17 protein-coding genes, 1 pseudogene and 1 other annotated feature are annotated in these 23565 nt (G+C 35.2%); of the genes and pseudogenes, 1 reads left to right on the forward strand and 17 read right to left on the reverse strand.

The genetic code is table 11. From position 1 onward, the window contains the following. Positions 1-23: 23 nt before the first annotated feature. From KA824_RS10075 to KA824_RS10095, 5 genes and pseudogenes are all read right to left on the reverse strand, one after another. A pseudogene (locus KA824_RS10075) lies at positions 24-2364 on the reverse strand (CDP-glycerol glycerophosphotransferase family protein). Between the two features lie 220 nt (positions 2365-2584). Then, the gene (locus tag KA824_RS10080) at positions 2585-3091 is read right to left on the reverse strand and encodes a GNAT family N-acetyltransferase (RefSeq protein ID WP_107385933.1); all 507 of its coding nucleotides are present in this window, start codon (positions 3089-3091) and stop codon (positions 2585-2587) included. Between the two features lie 24 nt (positions 3092-3115). Further along, complete coding sequence (locus tag KA824_RS10085; RefSeq protein WP_181187644.1) at positions 3116-3685, reverse strand: GNAT family N-acetyltransferase; 570 nt, start codon at positions 3683-3685, stop codon at positions 3116-3118. A gap of 108 nt (positions 3686-3793) precedes the next feature. Beyond that, positions 3794-4288, reverse strand: coding sequence for an AAA family ATPase (locus KA824_RS10090; RefSeq protein WP_107385931.1), 495 nt, complete (start codon positions 4286-4288; stop codon positions 3794-3796). A 185-nt stretch (positions 4289-4473) separates the two neighbouring features. Next, on the reverse strand, positions 4474-5661 hold the full coding sequence (locus KA824_RS10095; protein WP_107385930.1) for a glycine C-acetyltransferase: 1188 nt from the start codon (positions 5659-5661) through the stop codon (positions 4474-4476). 190 nt (positions 5662-5851) lie between these two features. Here KA824_RS10095 and KA824_RS10100 point away from each other — a divergent pair, with 190 nt between their 5' ends. Then, positions 5852-7024: a M20 family metallopeptidase gene (locus KA824_RS10100; protein WP_107385929.1), complete on the forward strand. Its 1173-nt coding sequence runs from the start codon at positions 5852-5854 to the stop codon at positions 7022-7024. Between the two features lie 157 nt (positions 7025-7181). On the opposite strand, the gene tuf is transcribed toward KA824_RS10100, so the two are convergent. The 12 genes from tuf to rplK all read right to left on the reverse strand — a co-directional run bounded on the left by tuf (position 7182) and on the right by rplK (position 23343). Next, on the reverse strand, positions 7182-8369 hold the full coding sequence (gene tuf, locus KA824_RS10105; protein ID WP_064264070.1) for an elongation factor Tu: 1188 nt from the start codon (positions 8367-8369) through the stop codon (positions 7182-7184). A 215-nt stretch (positions 8370-8584) separates the two neighbouring features. Then, entirely contained in the window at positions 8585-10678 is a 2094-nt protein-coding gene (gene fusA / locus KA824_RS10110; protein ID WP_107385928.1) for an elongation factor G, read from the reverse strand. A 118-nt stretch (positions 10679-10796) separates the two neighbouring features. Further along, positions 10797-11267, reverse strand: a complete 471-nt coding sequence (gene rpsG, locus KA824_RS10115) for a 30S ribosomal protein S7 (protein ID WP_019468564.1) — start codon at positions 11265-11267, stop codon at positions 10797-10799. Between the two features lie 71 nt (positions 11268-11338). Further along, positions 11339-11752: a 30S ribosomal protein S12 gene (gene rpsL, locus KA824_RS10120; protein ID WP_019468565.1), complete on the reverse strand. Its 414-nt coding sequence runs from the start codon at positions 11750-11752 to the stop codon at positions 11339-11341. A gap of 95 nt (positions 11753-11847) precedes the next feature. After that, entirely contained in the window at positions 11848-12102 is a 255-nt protein-coding gene (locus KA824_RS10125; RefSeq protein WP_107384245.1) for a ribosomal L7Ae/L30e/S12e/Gadd45 family protein, read from the reverse strand. 284 nt (positions 12103-12386) lie between these two features. Further along, positions 12387-15980: a DNA-directed RNA polymerase subunit beta' gene (gene rpoC, locus KA824_RS10130; protein WP_181187689.1), complete on the reverse strand. Its 3594-nt coding sequence runs from the start codon at positions 15978-15980 to the stop codon at positions 12387-12389. Between the two features lie 170 nt (positions 15981-16150). Beyond that, positions 16151-19702 (reverse strand): DNA-directed RNA polymerase subunit beta, encoded by a 3552-nt coding sequence (gene rpoB, locus KA824_RS10135; RefSeq protein WP_119517576.1) that lies wholly within the window; start codon positions 19700-19702, stop codon positions 16151-16153. Between the two features lie 199 nt (positions 19703-19901). Further along, entirely contained in the window at positions 19902-20510 is a 609-nt protein-coding gene (locus KA824_RS10140; RefSeq protein WP_107385925.1) for a class I SAM-dependent methyltransferase, read from the reverse strand. A gap of 251 nt (positions 20511-20761) precedes the next feature. Next, positions 20762-21130, reverse strand: a complete 369-nt coding sequence (gene rplL / locus KA824_RS10145) for a 50S ribosomal protein L7/L12 (RefSeq protein WP_046207683.1) — start codon at positions 21128-21130, stop codon at positions 20762-20764. 43 nt (positions 21131-21173) lie between these two features. Continuing rightward, entirely contained in the window at positions 21174-21683 is a 510-nt protein-coding gene (gene rplJ / locus KA824_RS10150) for a 50S ribosomal protein L10 (RefSeq protein WP_019468571.1), read from the reverse strand. A 76-nt stretch (positions 21684-21759) separates the two neighbouring features. Then, positions 21760-21907, reverse strand: a sequence feature (ribosomal protein L10 leader region). A 90-nt stretch (positions 21908-21997) separates the two neighbouring features. Continuing rightward, complete coding sequence (rplA, locus tag KA824_RS10155) at positions 21998-22693, reverse strand: 50S ribosomal protein L1 (RefSeq protein ID WP_019468572.1); 696 nt, start codon at positions 22691-22693, stop codon at positions 21998-22000. A gap of 227 nt (positions 22694-22920) precedes the next feature. After that, positions 22921-23343 carry a 50S ribosomal protein L11 gene (gene rplK, locus KA824_RS10160; protein WP_019468573.1) on the reverse strand — a complete coding sequence of 141 codons (423 nt, stop codon included), beginning with the start codon at positions 23341-23343 and terminating at the stop codon, positions 22921-22923. Between the last annotated feature and the right edge of the window lie 222 nt (positions 23344-23565).

The following is a 23565-nucleotide window of genomic DNA, read 5'->3' on the forward strand; positions in this document are numbered from 1 at the left end:
GTTCAATTCCTTTTATTTAATTTTTACTTATAAAATATTTCGTTTAATATTTTATAGGTACTATCATCACTGTCTAAACTCATTAACCTATTAATTAATTTAGAGTAATCAATCTTTTTAATATTTTTTATCTGTAAAGCTAATTTATACTCATTTAATGATGCAATCGGAAAATCACCTAATTCAAATATATTGAAATAAAAGCCAACACTATTGTTATAATCTTCTGTGTCTTCCTGCAATAACAATATTGGTTTATTTAAATGTGCAAAATCAAAAATTGTTGATGAATAATCTGTAATCATAATATCTGAAAGAATGTATAGTTCTTGTATATCTACAAATTCATTATAAAAGCAATGTATTCTATGATCTAAATTATTATATTGAGGTCTTAACGAACTTTCATTTGGATGTAGCTTAACTATAATCTCATATTCATTTGGTAAATAGGCTAATAATTGCTTTAAATCAATGCTAGTCACTTGACTACGTTTGTGCTTTCGCCAAGTAGGACAGTATAAAATATATTTTTTATTCGAATCTTGCATGGATAGGTATTTTCTTTGTAACCTTCTCCATTCTTCATCTGTTTGAAATTTTAGTAAATATTCATTTTTAGGAGCTCCATATTCCAATATTTTCAATTCGTTATTATCGTGTAATTGAAATGCAGAACTTAACAGCATACTATTTATATTTGAAGATGTAATCAGATAATCCCATTTATACATTCTTGGTTTAAATTGTGATAACTGATAATTTCTTTCTTTTTCATCACCCAAATCACTAACCATTTTTTTTAAGAGGAAAACCATGCCATGTTTGAATAAACACTTGATCCTCATGTTTATATACTCTATCCCATGAGTTACCATTTATAAATATATATTTAGACATTCTAAATTTTTCTATATAATCTCTACTTCCAAATCTGACCGGCTTAAATCCATGATTTCTAATTTCTATATCTACAAGTGAGTTAGTAGAACTTACAAAAATTTCTTTATCTTTATAGTTGTTTTTAATGCCTAAAGCTAAATACTTTGGGTCACCGCTAAAATTATTACCATGGAATGATTCAATGAACACTTTATTTTCTTGAGGAATGATTTCATTTAGCTTTTGTTTATACAAAGTCGTTTCTTTTCGTTTATAACGTTCTTTTAATTTGTTATTCAAATACTTATTTGAAAAAATTTTGTTTAAAATAGGTAAAGCTTTCATTTTTTTAAATTGTTCTTTTTTCTTGTTTAATTTTTTTAATTCATTCTTTTCTCTTGATTTAAGCACAAATTTTTCCCCATATTTATTTTTGAAGAAAAATTCTTTTGACATATTTTTACTATTGGTAATATTTTTAAAATTATTAACGTAATCATTGCTATAATTTGAATTTAGAAATGTGGTTTTTAATTTCTGAACATCTTCTTCTCGAGCTGTCTTGGTATATTTACTGTCTAATATTGAAGTGATTAACACGCTATCTTTTCGAATGTTCTTTTCCAGAAATTCAATACCATTATACTGTGAATATACTTCTTCTAAAACATTATCATCACCAGGATAAATAAGTGCTCTATTACCTCTAGCTAATGTTTCTAATATTGAATAGCCTAACGTTTCATATGGCGAAGATGAAATGTATATATAATTAAGTGGTTCTTTTTCATTAATATGAACATTATTTTGTAAATTATAATATTTAACTAAATTCTTATACAATAATTCTGACGGGCCGTAGCCTATTATATACAGTTGTATATCATTTCTACTCGTGTTTTTTACTATATAGTTTATTAATTTTATTACATAAGAAATATCTTTAATATTATCTTCAAACCTTGCTTTTATTAAAAAGTTTCTTTTTGTATTTATAGGTTTTTTCTTGAGATCAATATGTTCAGCATTCACATACTGAGAAAAAACTGAATAATATTTGTATTTCTCTATAAATTTTTCTTTTATAGTATCAGTACTTACTCTTATACTATCAATATATTCTAAACCTAAATCAAGTGAGTCATCTATATACTCTAATGGGCCATGGATTTCACCAATTATTTTAATCTTTTTGTTTTTTTGCTTAATCTCTTTGGCATAAATAAATAATTCTTCTCTAGTGATAATTAGTAAATCTCCTGTTGCAATTTTAATAAAATCATCAAATTTATAAAACTGAACATTACTACTATTTATGCCTTCATGTATAATTAAACGAGTAATATCATCACTTTCAAAATCTAATATATTAAAGTAATTCACATTATTACCATTCTTCAAAAATGATTTTATTAAATTTATGTTGCTTCTTGATGTGCCTCCTTTGGCAAAGATATTGTATCCCAATATATTAATATTCATTTTCTCACCTTTCGTTCCCTAATCTTTTTACTTTTAAAAATTCCCTAAATTTAATAAAAGTTATTTTCGAAATAAACTAAACTCTGCTAATTATACATTATTATTTTATTTATATCTATGTTATATTACATTTTTGAATTAGTTTTTCAATTTTTTAATATTTTAGGCATAAAAAAAGTTGCCAATATCTTACTTGGCAACTTTTAATAATTATGTTCTTTTATGCGATTTCTATCTGGAAGCGACGGACAATTGTGCCATCATCTAATGTTGAAGATTCTATTTCTTCTCCACCATTGTGTAAGATGACAGCTGCAGAGGCTTCATTATCTTTTTTACAGGTAATCAATGCTTCTTGTACACCAATGCGTGATAAATAATCTAATGACTTTTTCAAGATTTTGTTACCAAAGCCTTTACCTCGGTAGCTCTTACGAATACCGTAGCCAACATGGCCGCCAATGATTTTTAGCTTTTCATTCAAATTATGGCGAATATTGGCAGCACCAATAATCTTATCATCGTCAATTAAAAACAATGTCGTATTATCTACTGTTTCATCATTAGATTTGTTGTCTGCTAATGCATGAACAATTTCTTCAAAATTATTATACTTGGTAATATTCGTAATCTCAGGCACTACCTTTTCATCGTGATCTATCCATTCTTTCATATAATCACAATATAATGTTTCGTCAGCCATTGTTAACTCTCTAAATTCAACCATGTTGACACTCCTTCCTTTTATTTACTATCCCATTGGTTCGTCATGTGTATTGAGATAATACACGTAGTTGTCAGTCCATTGTCCTTGTTCGAAAATAAATCCTTTTCGAATACATTCAAACTCAAAACCTAATTTTTCAATTAACTGAATAGAAGGTTGATTATCCAAATTGATATGTGCTTCTATTCTATGAAACTTTAATGTTTCTTTCGTTTGTTTCACAAGTTCTATTAAAGCTTCATAAGCATACCCTTGATGCCAGTATTGATTATGGATAAAATAACCGATTTCAGCCCATTGAAATTGGTCTCGGCTTAAATTTTTAATATTAAGCATGCCAAGATGACGTCCTGTTTTATCAAAGATGCCGAATATATACAAATCATCATCTTTAATAGCTTGTTGATGCTTTGAAACCATTGCTGCAAACCATGGTTCTGTGGCATCTGACATATCAACTTGGCCCTTATCATGCTTGTATTGCGCAGGATGACGATTAACAAATCCTGACAACCATGATTCATAATCATTTTCTTCTAACGGTCTAATGATAAGCCGTTGTGTGGTGAATTGCAACCCTAAATTATTTTTCATTCAAAAACCCCTTAACATAAGGCGTCAGCACCCAAAACTATAACATCATTTGGCATAAAATCAACCTTTTAATTTATTAAAAATATGAACTGATGCTAATGACGATTTTCACTCATTATTTAGGTCATTCAAGATCATCGTGAGTATATCATTTTGTGTCATCGTTTCAGGAATCAATTTCTCATTTTTTACATTTAATGTATCTTTTTCAACAAACCAGCTTGCAAGTTTTTCTGCACTAAAATTGGTATATGCTTTTGAGTGATGTCTTCTCACAGTTTCTGCATAAGGTAAGTCAAAATAATAAATATAACTTTTAATATGAGCACTTGAAATAATGCCCTGTAACATATTACCATATTTTTCTTTATTGAAAATACCTTCTAAAATAACATATTCACAATGCGCTATACCATATGCAGTAATGTGTTTTATTAGCTCAATTGATAAATTCCCAGGGCTATCAGGAACATTTAACATATGGCGTCTTATTGCATCTTGACCCACGAGCATGACACCATTGCCTAACGTGTTTTGCAATTTATGGGCAATGGTCGTTTTACCACTGCCAGAGTTTCCTCTTAATAATATCAGTTTTGTTATTGTATCACCCTAAACCCAAGAAAAATTGTAATTTATGTATATGTTTTCATAAGTGTTAAACCTATACCCTATTAAAATGATTAATATCAAAAAAGCTAGACAACTCATACCCATACAAATAGGACATAAGCGGTCTAGCAGTTTGTTGCTTCATTTATATTCGTTTAATATCTAGCTAGTTAGCGTTAAATTGTACCTAGTTCTTTACCTACTTTTTCATATGCCGCTAATGCTTGATCAAGCATTTCTTTTGTATGTGCAGCTGTAGGCATATTACGAACACGACCTGTACCTTTTGGCACTGTCGGAAAGACGATAGATTTCACATATATACCTTCATCTTTTAAGCGACTACTAAATGCTTGTGTTTCTTTTTCGTCACCTATGATTACTGGTGTAATTGGTGATTCAGAATTACCAATGTCAAAACCTAATTTTTTCAGTCCATCTTTTAAGTAATTACCATTTTCCCAAAGTTTATCGTGTAATTCTGTTGATGCCATTAATTTCTTAACAGCTTCAGTGATGGCTTTTGTATCACCAGGCGCTAGTGATGTTGAGAATAAGAATGGTCTTGATTGTGCTTTCAACCAATCGATTAATGATTGTGTACCAGCTACATAGCCACCTACAACACCAATCGCTTTAGATAATGTACCGATTTGGAAATCAATTTTGTCTTGAAGGCCAAAATGTTTCACTGTACCTGCACCATTACCCATGACACCAGAGCCATGTGCGTCATCAACATATGTGATTAAACCGAACTCTTCTGCAATTTCTACGATTTCTGGTAATTTGGCAACATCGCCATCCATACTAAATACACCGTCAGTAATATACATTACTTTATTGTATTGTCCAGATTCAACAGCTTCTTTTGCCTTAGCACGTAAATCATCCATATCTGAATGATTGACACGAATGATTTTCGCTTTAGATAAGCGACATCCATCAATAATTGATGCGTGGTTTAATTCGTCTGATAGAATAGCATCATTTTTATTCATAACAGCTGAAATTGCTGCCATATTACAATTAAAACCTGATTGGTATGCAATTGCAGCTTCTGTACCTTTAAATTTCGCAAGTGTTTCTTCCAATTCATCATGAAGGTCTAATGTACCATTAATAGATCTTACTGCACCTGCACCTACACCATGTGTATCAATAGCATCCTTAGCAGCTTGTTTTAAATCTTCATCTGTTGCAAGTCCTAAATAGTTATTTGAAGATAAATTGACATAATTTTTCCCGTTAATCTTAATCTCTGGTCCATTCGCACCTTCAATTGTATCAATTTCGTTATAAAGTCCATTTTCTTTCAAATACTGAATATTTTCATCTAAAAAGCCATGTAATGACTGTACCACTGAAAATCCCCCTTTGAGTTATCTACTATTTAATCTTATCATAACCCATTTTCTTGTATCAGGAAAGTAGAATCCCACGAATCGTTAAAGCGTTTTCTGCAATTTAATTAAAGTCATAATAATTGTCTCTACAGTAAAGTCATTTAAAATGATATAATAGAATAATCATTTTAAGGAAGAAGGGTTGAAGTTGTTTGATTGGTTTCAACTAGCAAGAGAAAAGGAAAACAGAATGATTCAAATTCGTCGCTATTTGCATCAATATCCTGAATTATCATTTGAGGAGTATCACACACGTGACTACATCCTAAATCAACTCAGCCAACTATCATGTGAAGTACGTTCACCCGTCGGACGAAATGGCATCGTCGCAACATTTAGCGGACAAGGAGACGGTCCAACGATTGCATTGCGTGCTGATTTTGATGCTTTACCGATCAATGAATTAACAGAGGTGGATTACAAGTCTAAAAATCCTGGTGCGATGCATGCATGTGGACATGATGGCCATACCGCAACATTATTAGCGGTTGCTGAAATAATTGAAGCACATAAAAACAAATTAAATGGTGATGTCGTACTGATTTTCCAATACGGTGAGGAAATTATGCCGGGTGGCTCACAAGAAATGATTGATGATGGTTGCTTACAAAATGTAGATAGAGTATATGGAAACCATTTGTGGAGTGGCTATCCTACGGGCACAATTTATTCTCGTCCTGGTGCAATGATGGCTTCTCCTGATGAATTCAATGTAACAATTCATGGTCAAGGTGGGCACGGTGCAAAACCACACGAAACAATCGATCCAGTGGTTATTATGGCTGAATTTATCATTAGTGCACAAAAGATTGTTTCTAGAACAATAGATCCCGTAAAACAAGCCGTTATTAGCTTCGGTATGGTACAGTCTGGTTCAGCAGATAATGTCATTCCAGATGTAGCATTTTGTAAAGGCACCGTGCGTACTTTCGATACAGAAGTACAAGCACATGTGATGCACAAAATGGATAAGCTCTTACAAGGCTTAGCTGTTGCGAACGACATCACTTATGATTTTGATTATATCAAAGGCTATTTACCTGTCCATAATAATCCAAAATGTTTTGATATTGTTAAACAAGCTACAAATGATATGAATTTAAGATTTAACGAATCAGAATTAATGATGATTGGCGAAGACTTTTCACATTATCAAAAAGTACGTCCTGGCGCATTCTTTTTAACAGGTTGCGGCAATCCTGAAAAAGGTACCACACACCCACATCATAGTCCGTATTTTAATCTTGATGAAAAAGCGTTAAAATATAGTGCCAGCCAGTTTTTAAAAATATTAGAGTTAGAAAATGTAATAACGCCTTAGGCTTTTAATGCCTAAGGCGTTTTCTATAACCAAAGATTTCAATTTTTGAACGGTGACCTCATTTGTTCTAATAAATAGTTAAAAAAGATTAACACGAATATAAAAAAGAGCCTCCAAAAATTGGAGACTCTTCAAATCTATATCAAGATAAAATATCTTATTTGTAGATTTCAGTTACAACGCCTGATCCAACAGTACGTCCACCTTCACGGATAGAGAAACGTGTACCGTCTTCGATAGCGATTGGAGAAATTAATTCAACTTCCATTTCTACGTTGTCGCCAGGCATAACCATTTCAGTACCTTCTGGTAAAGTAACAACACCTGTTACGTCAGTAGTACGGAAATAGAATTGTGGGCGGTAGTTACTGAAGAATGGCGTATGACGGCCACCTTCATCTTTTGATAAAACGTAAACTTCCGCTTTAAAGTTTGTATGTGGTGTAATTGAACCAGGAGCAGCTAAAACTTGACCACGTTGGATGTCTTCACGTGCAACACCACGTAATAACGCACCAATGTTGTCACCAGCTTCAGCGTAGTCTAATAATTTACGGAACATTTCTACACCAGTAACAGTTGTTTTGCTTGAATCTTCTTGCATACCGATGATTTCAACTTCTTCACCGACTTTGATTTGACCACGTTCAACACGGCCTGTAGCAACAGTACCACGACCAGTGATTGAGAATACGTCCTCAACTGGCATCATGAATGGTTTGTCAGAATCACGTTCTGGTGTTGGAATGAAGTCATCAACAGCTTGCATTAAGTCTAAGATTTTTTGCTCATAGTCAGCGTCGCCTTCAAGTGCTTTTAATGCTGAACCAGAGATTACAGGTACATCGTCACCTGGGAAGTCATATTCGCTTAATAAGTCACGAACTTCCATTTCTACTAATTCTAATAATTCTTCATCGTCAACCATGTCAACTTTGTTTAAGAATACAACTAATGCTGGAACACCAACGTTACGTGATAAAAGGATATGTTCACGAGTTTGTGGCATTGGGCCATCAGCAGCAGATACTACTAAGATAGCTCCGTCCATTTGAGCAGCACCAGTGATCATGTTTTTAACATAGTCAGCGTGTCCTGGGCAGTCAACGTGAGCATAGTGACGTTTTTCAGTTGTATACTCGATGTGTGAAGTATTGATTGTGATACCACGTTCTTTTTCTTCTGGAGCGTTATCAATCATGTCGTATGATTGTGCAACAGAGTCACCATTTTTTGCTAAAACAGTTGCGATAGCAGCTGTTAAAGTAGTTTTACCATGGTCAACGTGTCCGATTGTACCAATATTGGCATGTTCTTTTGAGCGATCGAATTTTTCTTTAGCCATTATAAAATCTCTCCTATTCGTTAGAAAATTAATTGTTAAATTTATCTCTCATGACAGTTTCTCACCATCATGAGAAGATGATTTATTTAGGTTAAAAGTACCATACAGTACCTTTATAATGCATTTTCCCTAAAAAATCAATCAATAAAACTGTAAGCCATATAATTATGCTTTACATGTATTGTACAGACTGTCACTGCACAATACAAGTTTAATTATTCAGCTGATTTATTACCAGTGTTTTTCTTGATAATTTCTTCAGAAATTGATTTTGGAACTTCTGCATAGTGATCGAAGTACATAGTGTATGTTCCACGACCTTGTGTATTAGAACGTAATGATGTTGCATAACCGAACATTTCTGAAAGTGGTACAAAGGCATTTACAACTTGTGCATTACCACGAGGTTCCATACCATCAACACGTCCACGACGAGATGTTACGTCACCCATGATGTCACCCATGTATTCTTCAGGCATTTCAATTGTTACTTTCATCATTGGTTCTAAGATAACAGGTTCACATTTTTTAGCAGCTTCTTTAAGTGCTAATGATGCAGCAATTTTGAAGGCCATTTCTGATGAATCGACATCATGGTATGAACCATCAAATAATTTAGCTTTAACATCAATTAATGGATAACCAGCTAATACACCGTTTTCCATAGCATCTTTAAGTCCAGCTTCAACTGATGGAATGTATTCACGAGGAACTACACCACCAACGATAGCGTTTTCGAATTCGAAACCGCCACCTGTTTCGTTTGGTTCGAATTCAATTTTAACGTCACCATATTGTCCACGACCACCAGATTGACGCGCGAATTTACCTTGAACTTGTGCTGATTGCTTAAATGTTTCACGGTATGAAACCATTGGCGCACCAACATTACATTCAACGTTAAATTCTTTTTTCATACGGTCAACTAAGATGTCTAAGTGAAGCTCACCCATACCACCGATGATAACTTGTCCAGTTTCTTCGTCAGTGTGTGCATGGAATGTTGGGTCTTCTTCTTGTAACTTAACTAAAGCTGTAGTCATTTTGTCTTGGTCAGCTTTAGATTTTGGTTCAACTGATAGGTGAATAACAGGTTCTGGGAAGTCCATTGATTCCAAGATAATGTCATTTTTCTCACCACATAAAGTATCACCAGTACCAGTTTCTTTCAGACCTACCGCAGCAGCGATATCTCCTGAGTAAACTGTGTTAAGCTCTTGACGAGAGTTAGCGTGCATTTGTAGTAAACGACCTACACGTTCACGTTTATTCTTCGTAGAGTTTTTAACATAAGAACCTGATGTTAATGTACCTGAGTACACACGGAAGAATGTTAACTTACCAACATAAGGGTCAGTCATTACTTTGAACGCTAACGCAGCGAACTCAGCACTGTCATCTGCTTTTGCGATAACTTCTTCTTCTGGATCATCAGCACGGTGGCCGACGATTGGTTTAACATCTAATGGTGATGGTAAATAATCAATTACTGCGTTAAGCATTAATTGAACACCTTTGTTTTTGAAGGCAGTACCAACAAGAACTGGGTAGAATTCAATATTATTAGTTGCTTCACGAATAGCGTCTTTTAATTCAGCTACAGTAATTTCTTCGTCACCAAGATATTTTTCCATTAATTCATCACTTGTTTCAGCTACTGCTTCAATAAGTGTTGCGCGAGCTTCTTCAGCTCTTTCTTTTTGATCTTCAGGAATTTCAATTTCTTCAATTTCAGTTCCTAAGTCATTGTTGTATTTGAAACATTTCATTTCAACTAAGTCGATGATTGCTTCAAATTCATCTTCCGCACCAATTGGTAATTGGATTGGTTGTGCATTCGCTTGTAGGCGATCATGAATTGTGCTTACAGCATATTCAAAGTTAGCACCTAATTTGTCCATTTTGTTTACGAAAACAATACGAGGAACGCTGTAAGTTGTTGCTTGACGCCAAACTGTTTCAGTTTGAGGTTCAACACCTGATTGCGCATCAAGTACTGTTACCGCACCATCAAGTACACGTAATGAACGTTCAACTTCAACAGTGAAGTCTACGTGTCCTGGTGTATCGATGATATTTACACGGTGATCATCCCATGAAGCTGTTGTTGCAGCTGATGTGATTGTGATACCGCGGTCTTGCTCCTGTTCCATCCAGTCCATTTGTGAAGCTCCTTCATGAGTTTCACCAATTTTATGGATACGTCCAGTATAGTAAAGAATACGTTCAGTCGTAGTTGTTTTACCAGCATCGATGTGAGCCATGATACCGATATTACGAGTTCTTTCTAAACTAAAATCTCTAGCCATGTATTTTTCTCCTTCCAGTATAACTGCGAATAAATACTATAAATATGGCGATGCCCTAAGCATGCACCTAGATAGTAAACTATCAGTGTGGAACATGCTCAGGGAAAAACCTACTATCCTACCAACGATAGTGAGCGAAGGCTTTGTTAGCTTCAGCCATTTTATGAACGTCTTCACGTTTCTTAACTGCACCACCAGTGTTGTTTGCAGCATCTAAAATTTCGTTAGCTAAACGTTCTTCCATCGTTTTTTCACCACGAAGACGTGAATAGTTAACTAACCAACGAAGGCCTAAAGTAGTACGACGTTCTGGACGAACTTCTACAGGTACTTGATAGTTAGAGCCACCTACACGACGAGCTTTAACTTCTAATACTGGCATGATGTTGTCGATAGCTTCTTCGAAAACTTCGATAGCTTCACGACCACTGCGTTCTTGAACTAATTCAAATGCAGAATAAAGAATTTTTTGAGCTGTTCCACGTTTACCATCTAACATAATTTTGTTAATCAATTTAGTAACTAATTTTGAGTTATGAATTGGATCTGGTAATACGTCTCTTTTTGGTACTGATCCTTTACGAGGCATAATATAAATCCTCCCTTCCTAATTATAATATATTTCCATTATTTATAACGAAAATTTACGCAATCTTAACCTTATTTTTTAGGTTTTTTAGTTCCGTATAATGAACGACCTTGTCTACGACCGTCAACACCTGAAGTATCAAGTGCACCACGTACGATGTGGTAACGCACACCAGGTAAGTCTTTTACACGTCCACCACGTACAAGTACAACACTGTGTTCTTGTAAGTTGTGTCCGATACCAGGAATATAAGCGTTGATTTCGATGTTGTTAGACAAACGCACACGAGCATATTTACGTAACGCAGAGTTAGGTTTTTTAGGTGTCATTGTACCTACACGTGTACAAACACCACGTTTTTGTGGTGAGTTTAAGCTAGTGTACTTTTTCTTTTTACTGTTGTAGTTTCTGTTCAATGCTGGTGAATCATAGTTTTTTGATTTGCTTTGTCTTGGTTTACGTACTAATTGATTAATAGTTGGCATGAAATATGTCCTCCTCTCTTCTTTTATAATCCCACACATCCAGGTGGTTCATTTTAAAGGTAAATAAAATTTAGTAAGAAAGAATCTTACTAATCTCATTTCAATAATGCAACAACAGTCGCATTAACGTTTATACCTACATACTTTCCTAAAGCTTGTTTGCTCTCGAAAAATGAGATAGATATGTTTTTGTGATTGATTTGACTTAACACGCGAGTCATCAGATGAACTTCAACGTCTTTAGCGATAATCAATGATGTCACTTGATCTTTATTCAAAGCTTTCAGCGTTTGTTTAAGACCAATAACATAGTGTTGTTTGTTAAAGCGTGCAACTTTTTCATTAGACATCTAAATATCCTCCAAAGTTCTGCTTGCATCAACCTTAATAATAATAACATCAAAATCACTGCGGAGTCAACTTTAATTAACATTTTTTGCAGAAAATATACAAAAAAATAAGAGAGCGAAATAAAGATTAAATGTTACCATCAAATCTTTTATTTCGCCCGAGATCAAATGGTCAGTCGCTTAAAACATATGACATGTGATGGGGCCTTACAACCTCAACACATGTCTCTATGTTTATACAACTTCAAATGAATGATAAACCATTTTACATTTCAAAAGCTATACTAGATTTCAGTTGGTTGAATCTCTTCAACGACTTCTTCAGGTGTCGCTTTATCATACTGTACATCACTGTAACGTCTCATACCTGTACCAGCTGGGATAAGCTTACCGATAATAACATTCTCTTTAAGTCCAAGTAAGTTATCGCGTTTACCTTTGATAGCTGCATCTGTAAGAACACGTGTTGTTTCTTGGAATGATGCTGCTGATAAGAAGCTTTCTGTTTCAAGAGAAGCTTTTGTTATACCTAGTAATACAGGTTTAGATGTTGCTGGACGTTTACGTTCTTTGAACGCTTCACGGTTAGCATCTGTAAAGTTATGAATATCTACAAGTGCACCTGGAAGTAATTTCGTATCTCCAGCTTCAATGATACGTACTTTACGTAACATTTGTCTTACCATAACTTCAACGTGTTTATCATCAATTTCAACACCTTGCATACGGTAAACTTTTTGAACTTCTTTTAATAAATAGCTTTCTGTAGCATTTAAACCAGATATAGATAAGAAGTTCTTAGGTTCAATAGAACCTTCTGTAAGTGCTTCACCACGTTGAACACTTTGGCCAACTTCAACTTTTAATCTTGAAGTACCTGAAGCCAAGTAAGATTTCGTTTCATTCGCACCTTTGATGACGATTTCTTGTTGACGGTCTTTGGCAACACTAATGTCATCTACGACACCTTCAATTTCGGTAACGACTGCTTGACCTTTAGGGTTACGCGCCTCGAAAATCTCTTGGATACGAGGAAGACCTTGCGTGATATCACTACCTGCTACACCACCTGTGTGGAATGTACGCATTGTAAGCTGTGTACCTGGTTCACCGATTGATTGGGCAGCAATTGTACCAACTGCTTCACCAACTTCAACTTTTTCACCAGTAGCAAGGTTTTTACCATAACATTTTTCACATACACCATGACGTGTGTTACATGTAAATGCTGAACGGATATACATTTCTTCTATACCAGCGTCTGTGATTTTCTTAGCAATTTCTGCTGTTACTAACTCATCTGGACGAACGATAACTTCATCTGTTTCTGGATGACGAATCGTTTCTTTAGAATAACGACCTTCAATACGTTCGCTAAATGGTTCGATCATTTCAGTACCTTCTTTAATATCAGATACTAGTAAACCACGGTCAGTACCACAGTCTTCTTCACGAACGATAACATCTTGTGCCACATCAACCAGACGACGAGTAAGATAACCAGAGTCCGCTGTTTTAAGTGCTGTATCGGCAAGACCTTTACGCGCACCATGTGTAGAGATAAAGTATTCTAACACTGTTAAACCTTCACGGAATGATGAAGTGATTGGTAATTCAATGATCTTACCTGATGGTGCAGCCATAAGCCCACGCATACCAGCTAACTGTGTAAAGTTAGATGCGTTACCACGGGCACCAGAGTCACTCATCATAAAGATTGGGTTTGTTTTTTCAAGTGAACCCATTAATTCGTTTTGAATTTGGTCTTTAGCATCAGTCCAAATTTCAACAACTGCATTGTAACGTTCAAATTCTGTAATTAAACCACGGTTGAATTGTTTTTGTACTTTATCAACTAGTTTTTCATGTTCATCTAAAATTTGTTGTTTATCTGGTAAAACCACAATGTCAGATACACCAACAGTGATACCAGCTTTAGAAGAGAATTTGAAGCCTAAGTCTTTCATTCTATCTAACATCATAGATGTATCTGTGATGCTGAATCGATTGAAGACTTCTGCAATGATATTTCCTAAGAAATTCTTGTTGAATGGTTCGCTAAGTGGTTGCTCATCAAAATATGCTTTTAATCCACCCTCACCTAATTCAGTAGCAGAAACAAAGTATTTGTCTGGCGTACTGTTTTCAAGGTTATATTTTGTTGGTTCGTTAATGTATGCAAATGAATCAGGAATGATTTCATTAAAGATAACTTTACCAACAGATGTTGTTAAGATTTTTTGATTTTGCGCTTCTGTAAATGTTGGGTTATTGAATGAACTTGCATGCACACCTATACGTGTGTGTAAATGTACATAACCATTTGCGTATGCTTTTAACACTTCGTTTGTATCATTATAAATTGTACCAGTATTTACAGCATCTTTACGTTCTAAAGTAAGGTAATAGTTACCTAATACCATATCTTGTGATGGTGTAACAACAGGTTTACCATCTTTAGGATTTAAGATGTTTTGTGCTGCAAGCATAAGCATGCGTGCTTCTGCTTGTGCTTCTTTAGATAATGGAACGTGAACAGCCATTTGGTCACCATCAAAGTCAGCGTTATAAGCTGTTGTAGCAAGTGGGTGTAGACGAATGGCACGGCCTTCTACAAGTGTAGGTTCAAATGCTTGAATACCTAATCTATGCAGCGTTGGTGCACGGTTTAAAAGAACTGGATGTTCTTTAATTACGTCTTCTAATACATCCCATACTTCATCATCCATACGTTCAATCTTGCTTTTAGCATTTTTAATGTTTGTCGCAATTTCACGTTGAACTAATTCTTTCATGATGAATGGTTTAAATAGTTCTAAAGCCATTTCTTTAGGTAAGCCACATTGATACATCTTCAAGCTAGGTCCAACAGCGATAACTGAACGACCTGAATAGTCAACACGTTTACCTAATAAGTTTTGACGGAAACGACCTTGTTTACCTTTAAGCATATGTGAAAGTGATTTTAATGGGCGGTTACCTGGTCCAGTTACTGGACGACCACGACGACCATTATCGATGAGTGCATCAACTGCTTCTTGTAACATACGTTTTTCGTTTTGTACGATGATGCCAGGCGCACCTAAATCTAATAAACGTTTTAAACGGTTGTTACGGTTGATAACACGACGATATAAGTCGTTTAAATCACTTGTTGCAAAACGTCCACCGTCTAATTGAACCATTGGTCTGATTTCTGGTGGAATAATTGGAAGTACGTCTAATACCATCCAAGCTGGATTGTTACCAGAATGTCTGAATGATTCAACAACTTCTAAACGTTTAATCGCACGTGTAAGTCTTTGTCCTGTTGCAGACTCTAACTCATCACGTAATTCTTTTAATTCTGTATCCAAATCAATTTCATCTAATAATTCTTTGATACCTTCAGCACCCATTTTAGCTGTAAATTGACCAGGGAATTTATCATAGTACTCTCTGAATTCTGCTTCAGATAGTAATGTCTTTTTCTCTAAACCAGTTGGTCCTGGATTTACAACAACATAAGAAGCAAAGTAAATCACTTCTTCTAATGCTCTTGGTGACATGTCTAATAATAGTCCCATGCGGCTTGGAATACCTTTGAAGTACCAAATATGTGAAACTGGCGCAGCTAATTCAATGTGTCCCATTCTTTCACGGCGCACTTTAGATTTAGTTACTTCTACTCCACATCTATCACAAACCATACCTTTATAGCGTACACGTTTGTATTTACCACAACTACATTCCCAGTCTTTTGTAGGTCCGAAAATTCTCTCACAGAATAGACCATCTTTTTCTGGTTTTAAAGTACGATAGTTAATTGTTTCTGGCTTTTTAACCTCACCAAAAGACCATGAACGGATTTTTTCAGGTGAAGCAAGTCCTATTTTCATATAATGGAAATTATTTACATCAATCAAGGAGCCTACCTCCTTCAATTTAGATTAGCTGTGCAAATTGATTGATTGCTCTTTATCAATATTAGATAAACCCATAATGAGGCAAGTACGACGACTTCACCTCAATATGGTATATCTCTTTATAAACTTAAATGCGATCTGTATTAGTCAGTAATTTCTTTTTGTGATTGTGGCGCTTCTTTTTGTTGAAGGTCCACTTTACGTTCTACTGCATCTTCATCTTCGTTATCTTGCATGTCAATTTCATTGTCATGCTCATCCATAATCTTAACATCTAATCCTAAACTTTGAAGTTCTTTCATCAATACTCTGAATGATTCAGGAACGCCAGGTTTAGTAATATTTTCACCTTTGACAATAGATTCGTATGTTTTAACACGACCTACTGTGTCATCAGATTTATAAGTTAAGATCTCTTGAAGTGTGTAGGCAGCACCATAAGCTTCAAGTGCCCATACCTCCATCTCACCGAAACGTTGTCCACCAAATTGTGCTTTACCACCTAGTGGTTGTTGCGTAACAAGTGAGTATGGTCCAGTTGAACGCGCATGTAATTTATCGTCAACCATGTGTGCAAGTTTCAGCATATACATAACGCCGACTGAGATTCTGTTATCGAATGGTTCACCCGTACGTCCATCATATAATACTGTCTTACCATCACGTGCCATACCTGCTTCTTCAATCGTTGACCATACATCTTCATCACTCGCACCATCAAATACTGGTGATGCAACATGAATACCTAAGTTTTTAGCAGCCATACCTAAATGTAACTCTAATACTTGTCCGATATTCATACGTGATGGAACACCTAATGGGTTCAACATGATGTCAATTGGTGTACCGTCTGGTAAATAAGGCATATCTTCTTCAGGAACTAACTTAGAAATAACACCTTTGTTACCGTGACGACCACACATTTTGTCACCAACATGTATTTTACGTTTTTGAACGATATAAACACGTACTAATTGGTTTACACCTGGAGATAATGTGTCATCTCCTTCTTCACGGTTGAAGACTTTAACGTCTAGAACAATACCGCCTGCACCATGAGGAACACGTAATGATGTATCACGTACTTCACGTGCTTTTTCACCGAATATTGCATGTAATAAGCGTTCTTCTGCTGTTAATTCTGTTACACCTTTAGGCGTTACTTTACCTACTAAAATGTCTCCATCATTAACTTCAGCACCTACGTATACAATACCACGGTCATCTAAGTTTTTAAGCGCACTATCTGAAACGTTAGGAATATCACGTGTAATTTCTTCAGGTCCTAGTTTTGTATCACGTGCTTCTGATTCATATTCCTCAATATGAATAGAAGTATATACGTCATCTTTCACTAGGCGTTCACTCATAATTACAGCATCTTCATAGTTGTAACCGTCCCATGTCATGAAACCGACAACTACGTTTCTACCTAACGCCATTTCACCAAGTTCCATTGAAGGACCATCGGCTAAAATTTCACCTTTCGTTACGACATCACCTGTAGCAACGATTGGTCTTTGGTTATAACAAGTACCTGTGTTTGAACGTTTGAATTTAGCTAATGGATAGCGATCAATTTCGCCTTCGTATTCTTGTCCATCTTCTTCGATAAGTTGACGTACAAGGATTTCATTAGATTCAACGTGTTCAACACGGCCTTTGTGTTTAGCAACAATTGCTGCACCAGAGTCACGAGCTGCTACGTGTTCCATACCAGTACCTACGAAAGGTGATTCTGGATTCATCAATGGAACTGCTTGACGTTGCATGTTCGCACCCATTAATGCACGGTTAGAGTCATCGTTTTCTAAGAATGGAATACATGCTGTTGCTGCAGAAACAACCTGTTTAGGAGATACATCCATGTAGTCCATTTTTTCTTTTGCCATAACTGTGTTATTACCACGGAAACGACAAACAACTTCATCATCTAAGAAGCGACCATTTTCATCTAACTTAGAATTTGCTTGTGCTACAACATAGCTATCTTCTTCATCAGCTGTTAAATAATCAATTTGTTCTGTGATACTATTTGTTTCAAGATCTACTTTACGATATGGCGTTTCAATGAAACCAAATTCATTTACACGTGCATAACTTGATAATGAGTTAATCAAACCAATGTTTGGTCCCTCTGGTGTTTCGATTGGACACATACGACCATAGTGAGAGTAGTGAACGTCACGCACTTCCATTTGAGCACGTTCACGTGTTAAACCACCAGGTCCTAATGCTGATAGACGACGTTTATGTGTCAATTCTGCTAATGGATTGGCTTGGTCCATGAATTGTGACAATTGAGAACTACCAAAGAATTCTTTAATTGACGCAATGACTGGACGAATATTGATTAATTGTTGTGGTGTAATAGAATCTGTATCTTGGATAGACATTCTTTCACGTACCACACGTTCCATTCTTGATAAACCAATACGGAATTGGTTTTGTAGTAACTCCCCTACTGAACGTAGACGACGATTACCTAAATGGTCAATATCATCTGTGAATCCAATACCACTTAGTAAATTAAAGAAATATGACATTGATGCGATGATGTCAGCTGGTGTAATACATTTCACTTCTGAATCAGGGAACGCATTACCAATAACTGTCGTTGTGCGTCCTTCTTCATCATTAGGAACATATACTTTAATAGATTGAATTTCTACTGGTTCATCAATCACAGTACCTTCAAGTTCAAAAACTTCACTGTTAGCATTAGATTCTAATACATCCATGATTTCATCTAAATTACGACGATCTAAGACAGTACCTTCTTCAGCTACAATTTCACCTGTTTCAGCATTAACAATTGGTTCTGCTAATTTTTGATTGAATAAACGGTGTTTTAAATGAAGTTTTTTATTCGCTTTATAACGACCCACACTCGCTAAGTCATAACGTTTCGGATCAAAGAAACGAGAGTATAATAAGCTTTTCGCATTTTCTACTGTAGGAGGTTCACCTGGGCGTAAACGCTCATAAATTTCTAATAATGCTTGATCAGTATTTTCTGTACCATCTTTTTCTAACGTATTACGTAAGTACTCATTATCTCCTAAAAGATCAATAATTTCTTGATCTGTTGAGAAGCCTAAAGCTCTTAATAATACTGTTAGTGGTAATTTTCTTGTTCTATCAATACGTACATAAACTACATCTTTAGCATCAGTTTCATACTCTAACCATGCACCACGGTTAGGGATAATTGTTGCATCATAGTTTGTGCGACCATTTTTATCTAATTTTTCATTAAAGTAAACGGATGGTGAACGAACTAATTGTGATACGATAACACGTTCAGCACCATTAATCACAAATGTACCTGTATCTGTCATTAATGGGAAATCACCCATAAACACTTCTTGCTCTTTCACTTCGCCTGTTTCTTTAATGATTAGACGTACTTTTACACGTAGAGGTGCAGAATACGTCGTATCACGGTTTTTCGATTCTTCTAAATCATATTTTGATTCTCCAAGTCTGTAATCAACAAACTCTAAAGACAGATTACCTGTGAAATCTTCAATCGGTGAAATGTCTCTAAACATTTCATATAAACCTTCTTCTAAGAACCACTCGTAAGACTTAGTTTGAATCTCAATTAAATTCGGTAATTCTAATACCTCTGAAATTCTCGCATAGTTTCTACGTTTACGATGTCTTCCATATTGGACAAATTGACCTGCCAAACAGATTCACCCCTCAAAAATTGCGTGTTTACTTTTACTAAATCAGCAAATATAATTAGACAAAAAGAAAACGGTAGCATAACTCATGACACCATTTTCTATTTCACCTTATATACTTTGTTAATTTATACGTAAAAGTACACACTTATTGAACATAATTTTTTACATTCTATTACTATATCAGAACAGCGGTTTTTAATCAACCTTTAACACTTCTTAATATATAATAGCCTTTGCGCTTTTCTAATACTTCTACGTTACCAAATGTTTCTTCCATTTTTTTCTTCGCGGATGGCATACCTTGTTTTTTTTGAATCACAACATAAAGTGAGCCATTCACTTTTAATTTATGATACGCATCAGCTAAGATGCTGTGAACTACCTTTTTTCCTGCTCTAATCGGTGGATTAGTTAGCACAAAATCAAAAGCATCATTCTCTACTTGTGATAACCCGTCACTTTCCTTGATGTCGACGTTCTCTAGATGGTTTTTCTTTTGATTTTTAATCGATAAAGAAAGCGCACGCTGATTTACATCAACCATTGTAATTTCATGGTGTGGAGACACTTTTGCAATCATCAAACCAATCGGACCATAACCACAACCAACATCTATAATTTTTTTAGTAGGACCCGGGGGATTTTCGTTTAAAAATGTATTGATTAATAAATCTGAACCAAAGTCTATTTTCCCTTTAGAAAACACACCTGAATCAGTAACTAATTTTAAATCATAGCTTTTGTAGGAATACGTAAAGGGAAGTTCATCGCTTTCTACTTCAGGATTTTCATCATAGTAATGACTCATGACTACACCTCTTTTAATCTAATTCGCCTTAGATTAATACTATACCCTCAACGAAATTTTGTAGTAACAAATAATTCGTTCAGGATAGGTCAAATAAGATAAAACCCCGTTATATCGATAACGGGGTTTTCATTTCTCAAAGATTTCAGGCAATCCATATTACATTTAAGATTAGCGTATCGAAATAGCTAATGTGTTAAGCTGCTTGGACAACCTTCAATATATAATTATGAACTGTTAGCCAGCTAGAATTATTTTAATTCTACTGTAGCGCCAACTTCTTCTAATGCTTCTTTAAGTTTTTCAGCTTCTTCAGTTGGTAAAGCTTCTTTGATTACTTTAGGAGCTCCGTCAACTAATTCTTTAGCATCTTTTAATCCTAAGCCAGTAGCTTCTTTAACAGCTTTAACGACTTTGATTTTAGATGATCCAGCTGATGTTAATTCAACATCAAATTCTGTTTTTTCTTCAGCAGCGTCTCCGCCACCTGCTGCACCTGCTGCTGCTACTGGAGCTGCTGCAGTTACACCAAATTCTTCTTCAATTGCTTTTACTAAGTCGTTTAATTCTAAAACTGACATTTCTTTAATTGCTTCAATGATTTGTTCTTGATTAGCCATTTTAATATTCCTCCATTAATTTTTATTAGTTTATTATGCGCAATTATTCAGCGCTTTCTTCGTTTTGTTCTTTATCTTCTCCAACAGCTTTAACTGCATAAGCGAAATTGCGTACTGGAGCTTGTAATACTGATAAAAGCATAGAAACAAGACCGTCGTGTGATGGTAATGTACCAACTGTGTTAACTTCTTCAGCAGAGATAACACTGCCTTCCATAACACCTACTTTAATTTCTAAAGCTTTATGTTCTTTAGCAAATCCTGCTAATACTTTTGCTGGAGCAACAACATCTTCTGTTGAAGTAGCAACTGCAGTAGGACCTACTAAATGTTCATTTAAACCTTCTAAACCAACTTGATCAGCAGCACGACGAACCATTGTATTTTTTAATACTTTGAATTCAACGCCAGCTTCACGTAATTGTGAACGTAATTCAGTTACTTCTGAAACAGTTAGACCACGATAGTCAACGATTACAGTAGATACTGAATTTTTCAATGATTCAGCAATTACATCAACTTGTTGTTTTTTAGCTTCGATGATAGCAGACATTTAGACACCTCCATAGTTTTTTATTTGGTGCTTTTAATCTTGATTACAACTGCTAATTACATGAATTAACAACTTTATCTCAATAAAAAAAGCACTTTCTACCCGCGGCAAAAAGTGCTTGAAAGATCTAAAAATCTTCACGTTCAAGTCAATTTTAGCCTCGGTAGGATTATTTTTAAGTTATCACTAACTCCTACTGTCTTAGGTAAAATAATACATTAACCAATATAACTGGTTAAATGCAGTATGTCAATATATTTTTAAAGATAAGACTGAATCAATCCATCCAGTCTTATCATCATTTATATTTAAGATTAAAGTTTGAAGCTAGAAGTATCAACTTTTACTCCAGGGCCCATTGTTGTTGTAACAGCAACAGATTTGAAGTAAGTACCTTTAGCTGAAGATGGTTTCGCTTTAGTTAACACATCTTGTAAAGCTTTGAAGTTTTCAACAAGTTTGTCAGTATCGAATGATACTTTACCAATTGAAGCATGTACAATACCAGCTTTTTCAGCACGATATTCTACTTTACCTGCTTTGATTTCTTCAACTGCTTTTGTAACATCCATTGTTACAGTACCAGTTTTAGGGTTTGGCATTAAACCTTTAGGTCCTAATACACGACCAAGTTTACCAACTTCGCCCATCATGTCAGGTGTAGCTACTACTACGTCAAAGTCAAACCAACCTTGTTGGATTTGTTGAACATATTCACTTTCACCAACGAAATCAGCACCTGCTGCTTCTGCTTCAGCTGCTTTGTCTCCTTTTGCGAATACCAAAACACGTTGTGATTTACCTGTACCATTTGGAAGTACAACTGCACCACGGATTTGTTGATCATTTTTACGTGTATCAATTCCTAAACGGAATGCTACTTCAACTGATGCGTCAAAGTTAGCGATACTTGTTTCTTTAGCTAATTCAACTGCTTCTTCAACACTATAGTGTTTTTGGCGATCAATTTTATTAGCTACTTCTTGAAATCTTTTACTTTTCTTAGCCATTTCATGTCCTCCTTTAGTGGTTTTAGCGGAATTTCCTCCCACATTTACTCGCTTTTGCAAGTTAAGAGCAGATAACAGAGAGGTTTTAATCGTATTGCATCTCAGGAAACACTTCCTAAATAAATGACAATTTCCCTCTTATTACGACAATATTGAACGCTTTGATCCTGTTTGTCATTTCTGTCATCTGCTTTATCGTCAATCTATGTTTTCAGTTAATTTTAATTTTATTGAACAGTAATACCCATACTACGTGCAGTACCTTCGATAATACGCATAGCTGCTTCTTCGTCTGCAGCGTTTAAATCTTGCATTTTTTGGTTTGCAATTTCACGTACTTGATCTTTAGTTACTGTAGCAACTTTGTTTTTATTAGGTTCGCCAGAACCTTTTTCAACGCCAGCTGCTTTTTTAAGTAATACTGGAGCCGGTGGAGTTTTTGTAATGAATGTAAATGAACGATCTTCATAAACACTGATTTCTACCGGAATAATTAAACCTGCATCTTCTTGTGTACGTGCGTTGAATTCCTTACAGAATCCCATAATATTCACACCTGCTTGACCTAATGCTGGACCAACTGGTGGTGCTGGGTTTGCTTTACCTGCAGGAATTTGTAATTTAACAACTTTTTCTACTTTTTTAGCCACGATGTGCACCTCCTTGATATCGTGATGTGGTCACAGGACTCAGTTTTGTCCTCCCACTCTTCTACATTTCGTGACGAAATGAACGCTCTATGAGCGCGACCACAGTATTATAACATCTATTTAAATCATAAAGCAAGAGTAAAGTGTAACTTTTTTTATAGAACCCCTTATCACTTTAGTGATTAGGGGTTCTTAATGCATGGGCTTTAGCTCAGGTACTCT

The organism is Staphylococcus sp. GDY8P198P (assembly GCF_017891615.1).
Classification (GTDB): Bacteria; Bacillota; Bacilli; order Staphylococcales; family Staphylococcaceae; genus Staphylococcus; species Staphylococcus cohnii.

Bases quoted from the DNA above. Each gene is read 5' to 3' on its own strand.
- rpoC (WP_181187689.1), bottom strand. From the start codon at position 15,980: ATGAAAATAGGACTTGCTTCACCTGAAAAAATCCGTTCATGGTCTTTT.
- KA824_RS10080 (WP_107385933.1), bottom strand. From the start codon at position 3,091: ATGGTTGAATTTAGAGAGTTAACAATGGCTGACGAAACATTATATTGT.
- KA824_RS10140 (WP_107385925.1), bottom strand. From the start codon at position 20,510: ATGAGTCATTACTATGATGAAAATCCTGAAGTAGAAAGCGATGAACTT.
- rpsG (WP_019468564.1), bottom strand. From the start codon at position 11,267: ATGCCTCGTAAAGGATCAGTACCAAAAAGAGACGTATTACCAGATCCA.
- rplJ (WP_019468571.1), bottom strand. From the start codon at position 21,683: ATGTCTGCTATCATCGAAGCTAAAAAACAACAAGTTGATGTAATTGCT.
- KA824_RS10125 (WP_107384245.1), bottom strand. From the start codon at position 12,102: ATGTCTAATGAAAAAGTTGCACGCTTTAACAAACAACACTATGTTATT.
- tuf (WP_064264070.1), bottom strand. From the start codon at position 8,369: ATGGCTAAAGAAAAATTCGATCGCTCAAAAGAACATGCCAATATTGGT.
- KA824_RS10085 (WP_181187644.1), bottom strand. From the start codon at position 3,685: ATGAAAAATAATTTAGGGTTGCAATTCACCACACAACGGCTTATCATT.
- rplL (WP_046207683.1), bottom strand. From the start codon at position 21,130: ATGGCTAATCAAGAACAAATCATTGAAGCAATTAAAGAAATGTCAGTT.
- rplA (WP_019468572.1), bottom strand. From the start codon at position 22,693: ATGGCTAAGAAAAGTAAAAGATTTCAAGAAGTAGCTAATAAAATTGAT.
- fusA (WP_107385928.1), bottom strand. From the start codon at position 10,678: ATGGCTAGAGATTTTAGTTTAGAAAGAACTCGTAATATCGGTATCATG.
- rpsL (WP_019468565.1), bottom strand. From the start codon at position 11,752: ATGCCAACTATTAATCAATTAGTACGTAAACCAAGACAAAGCAAATCA.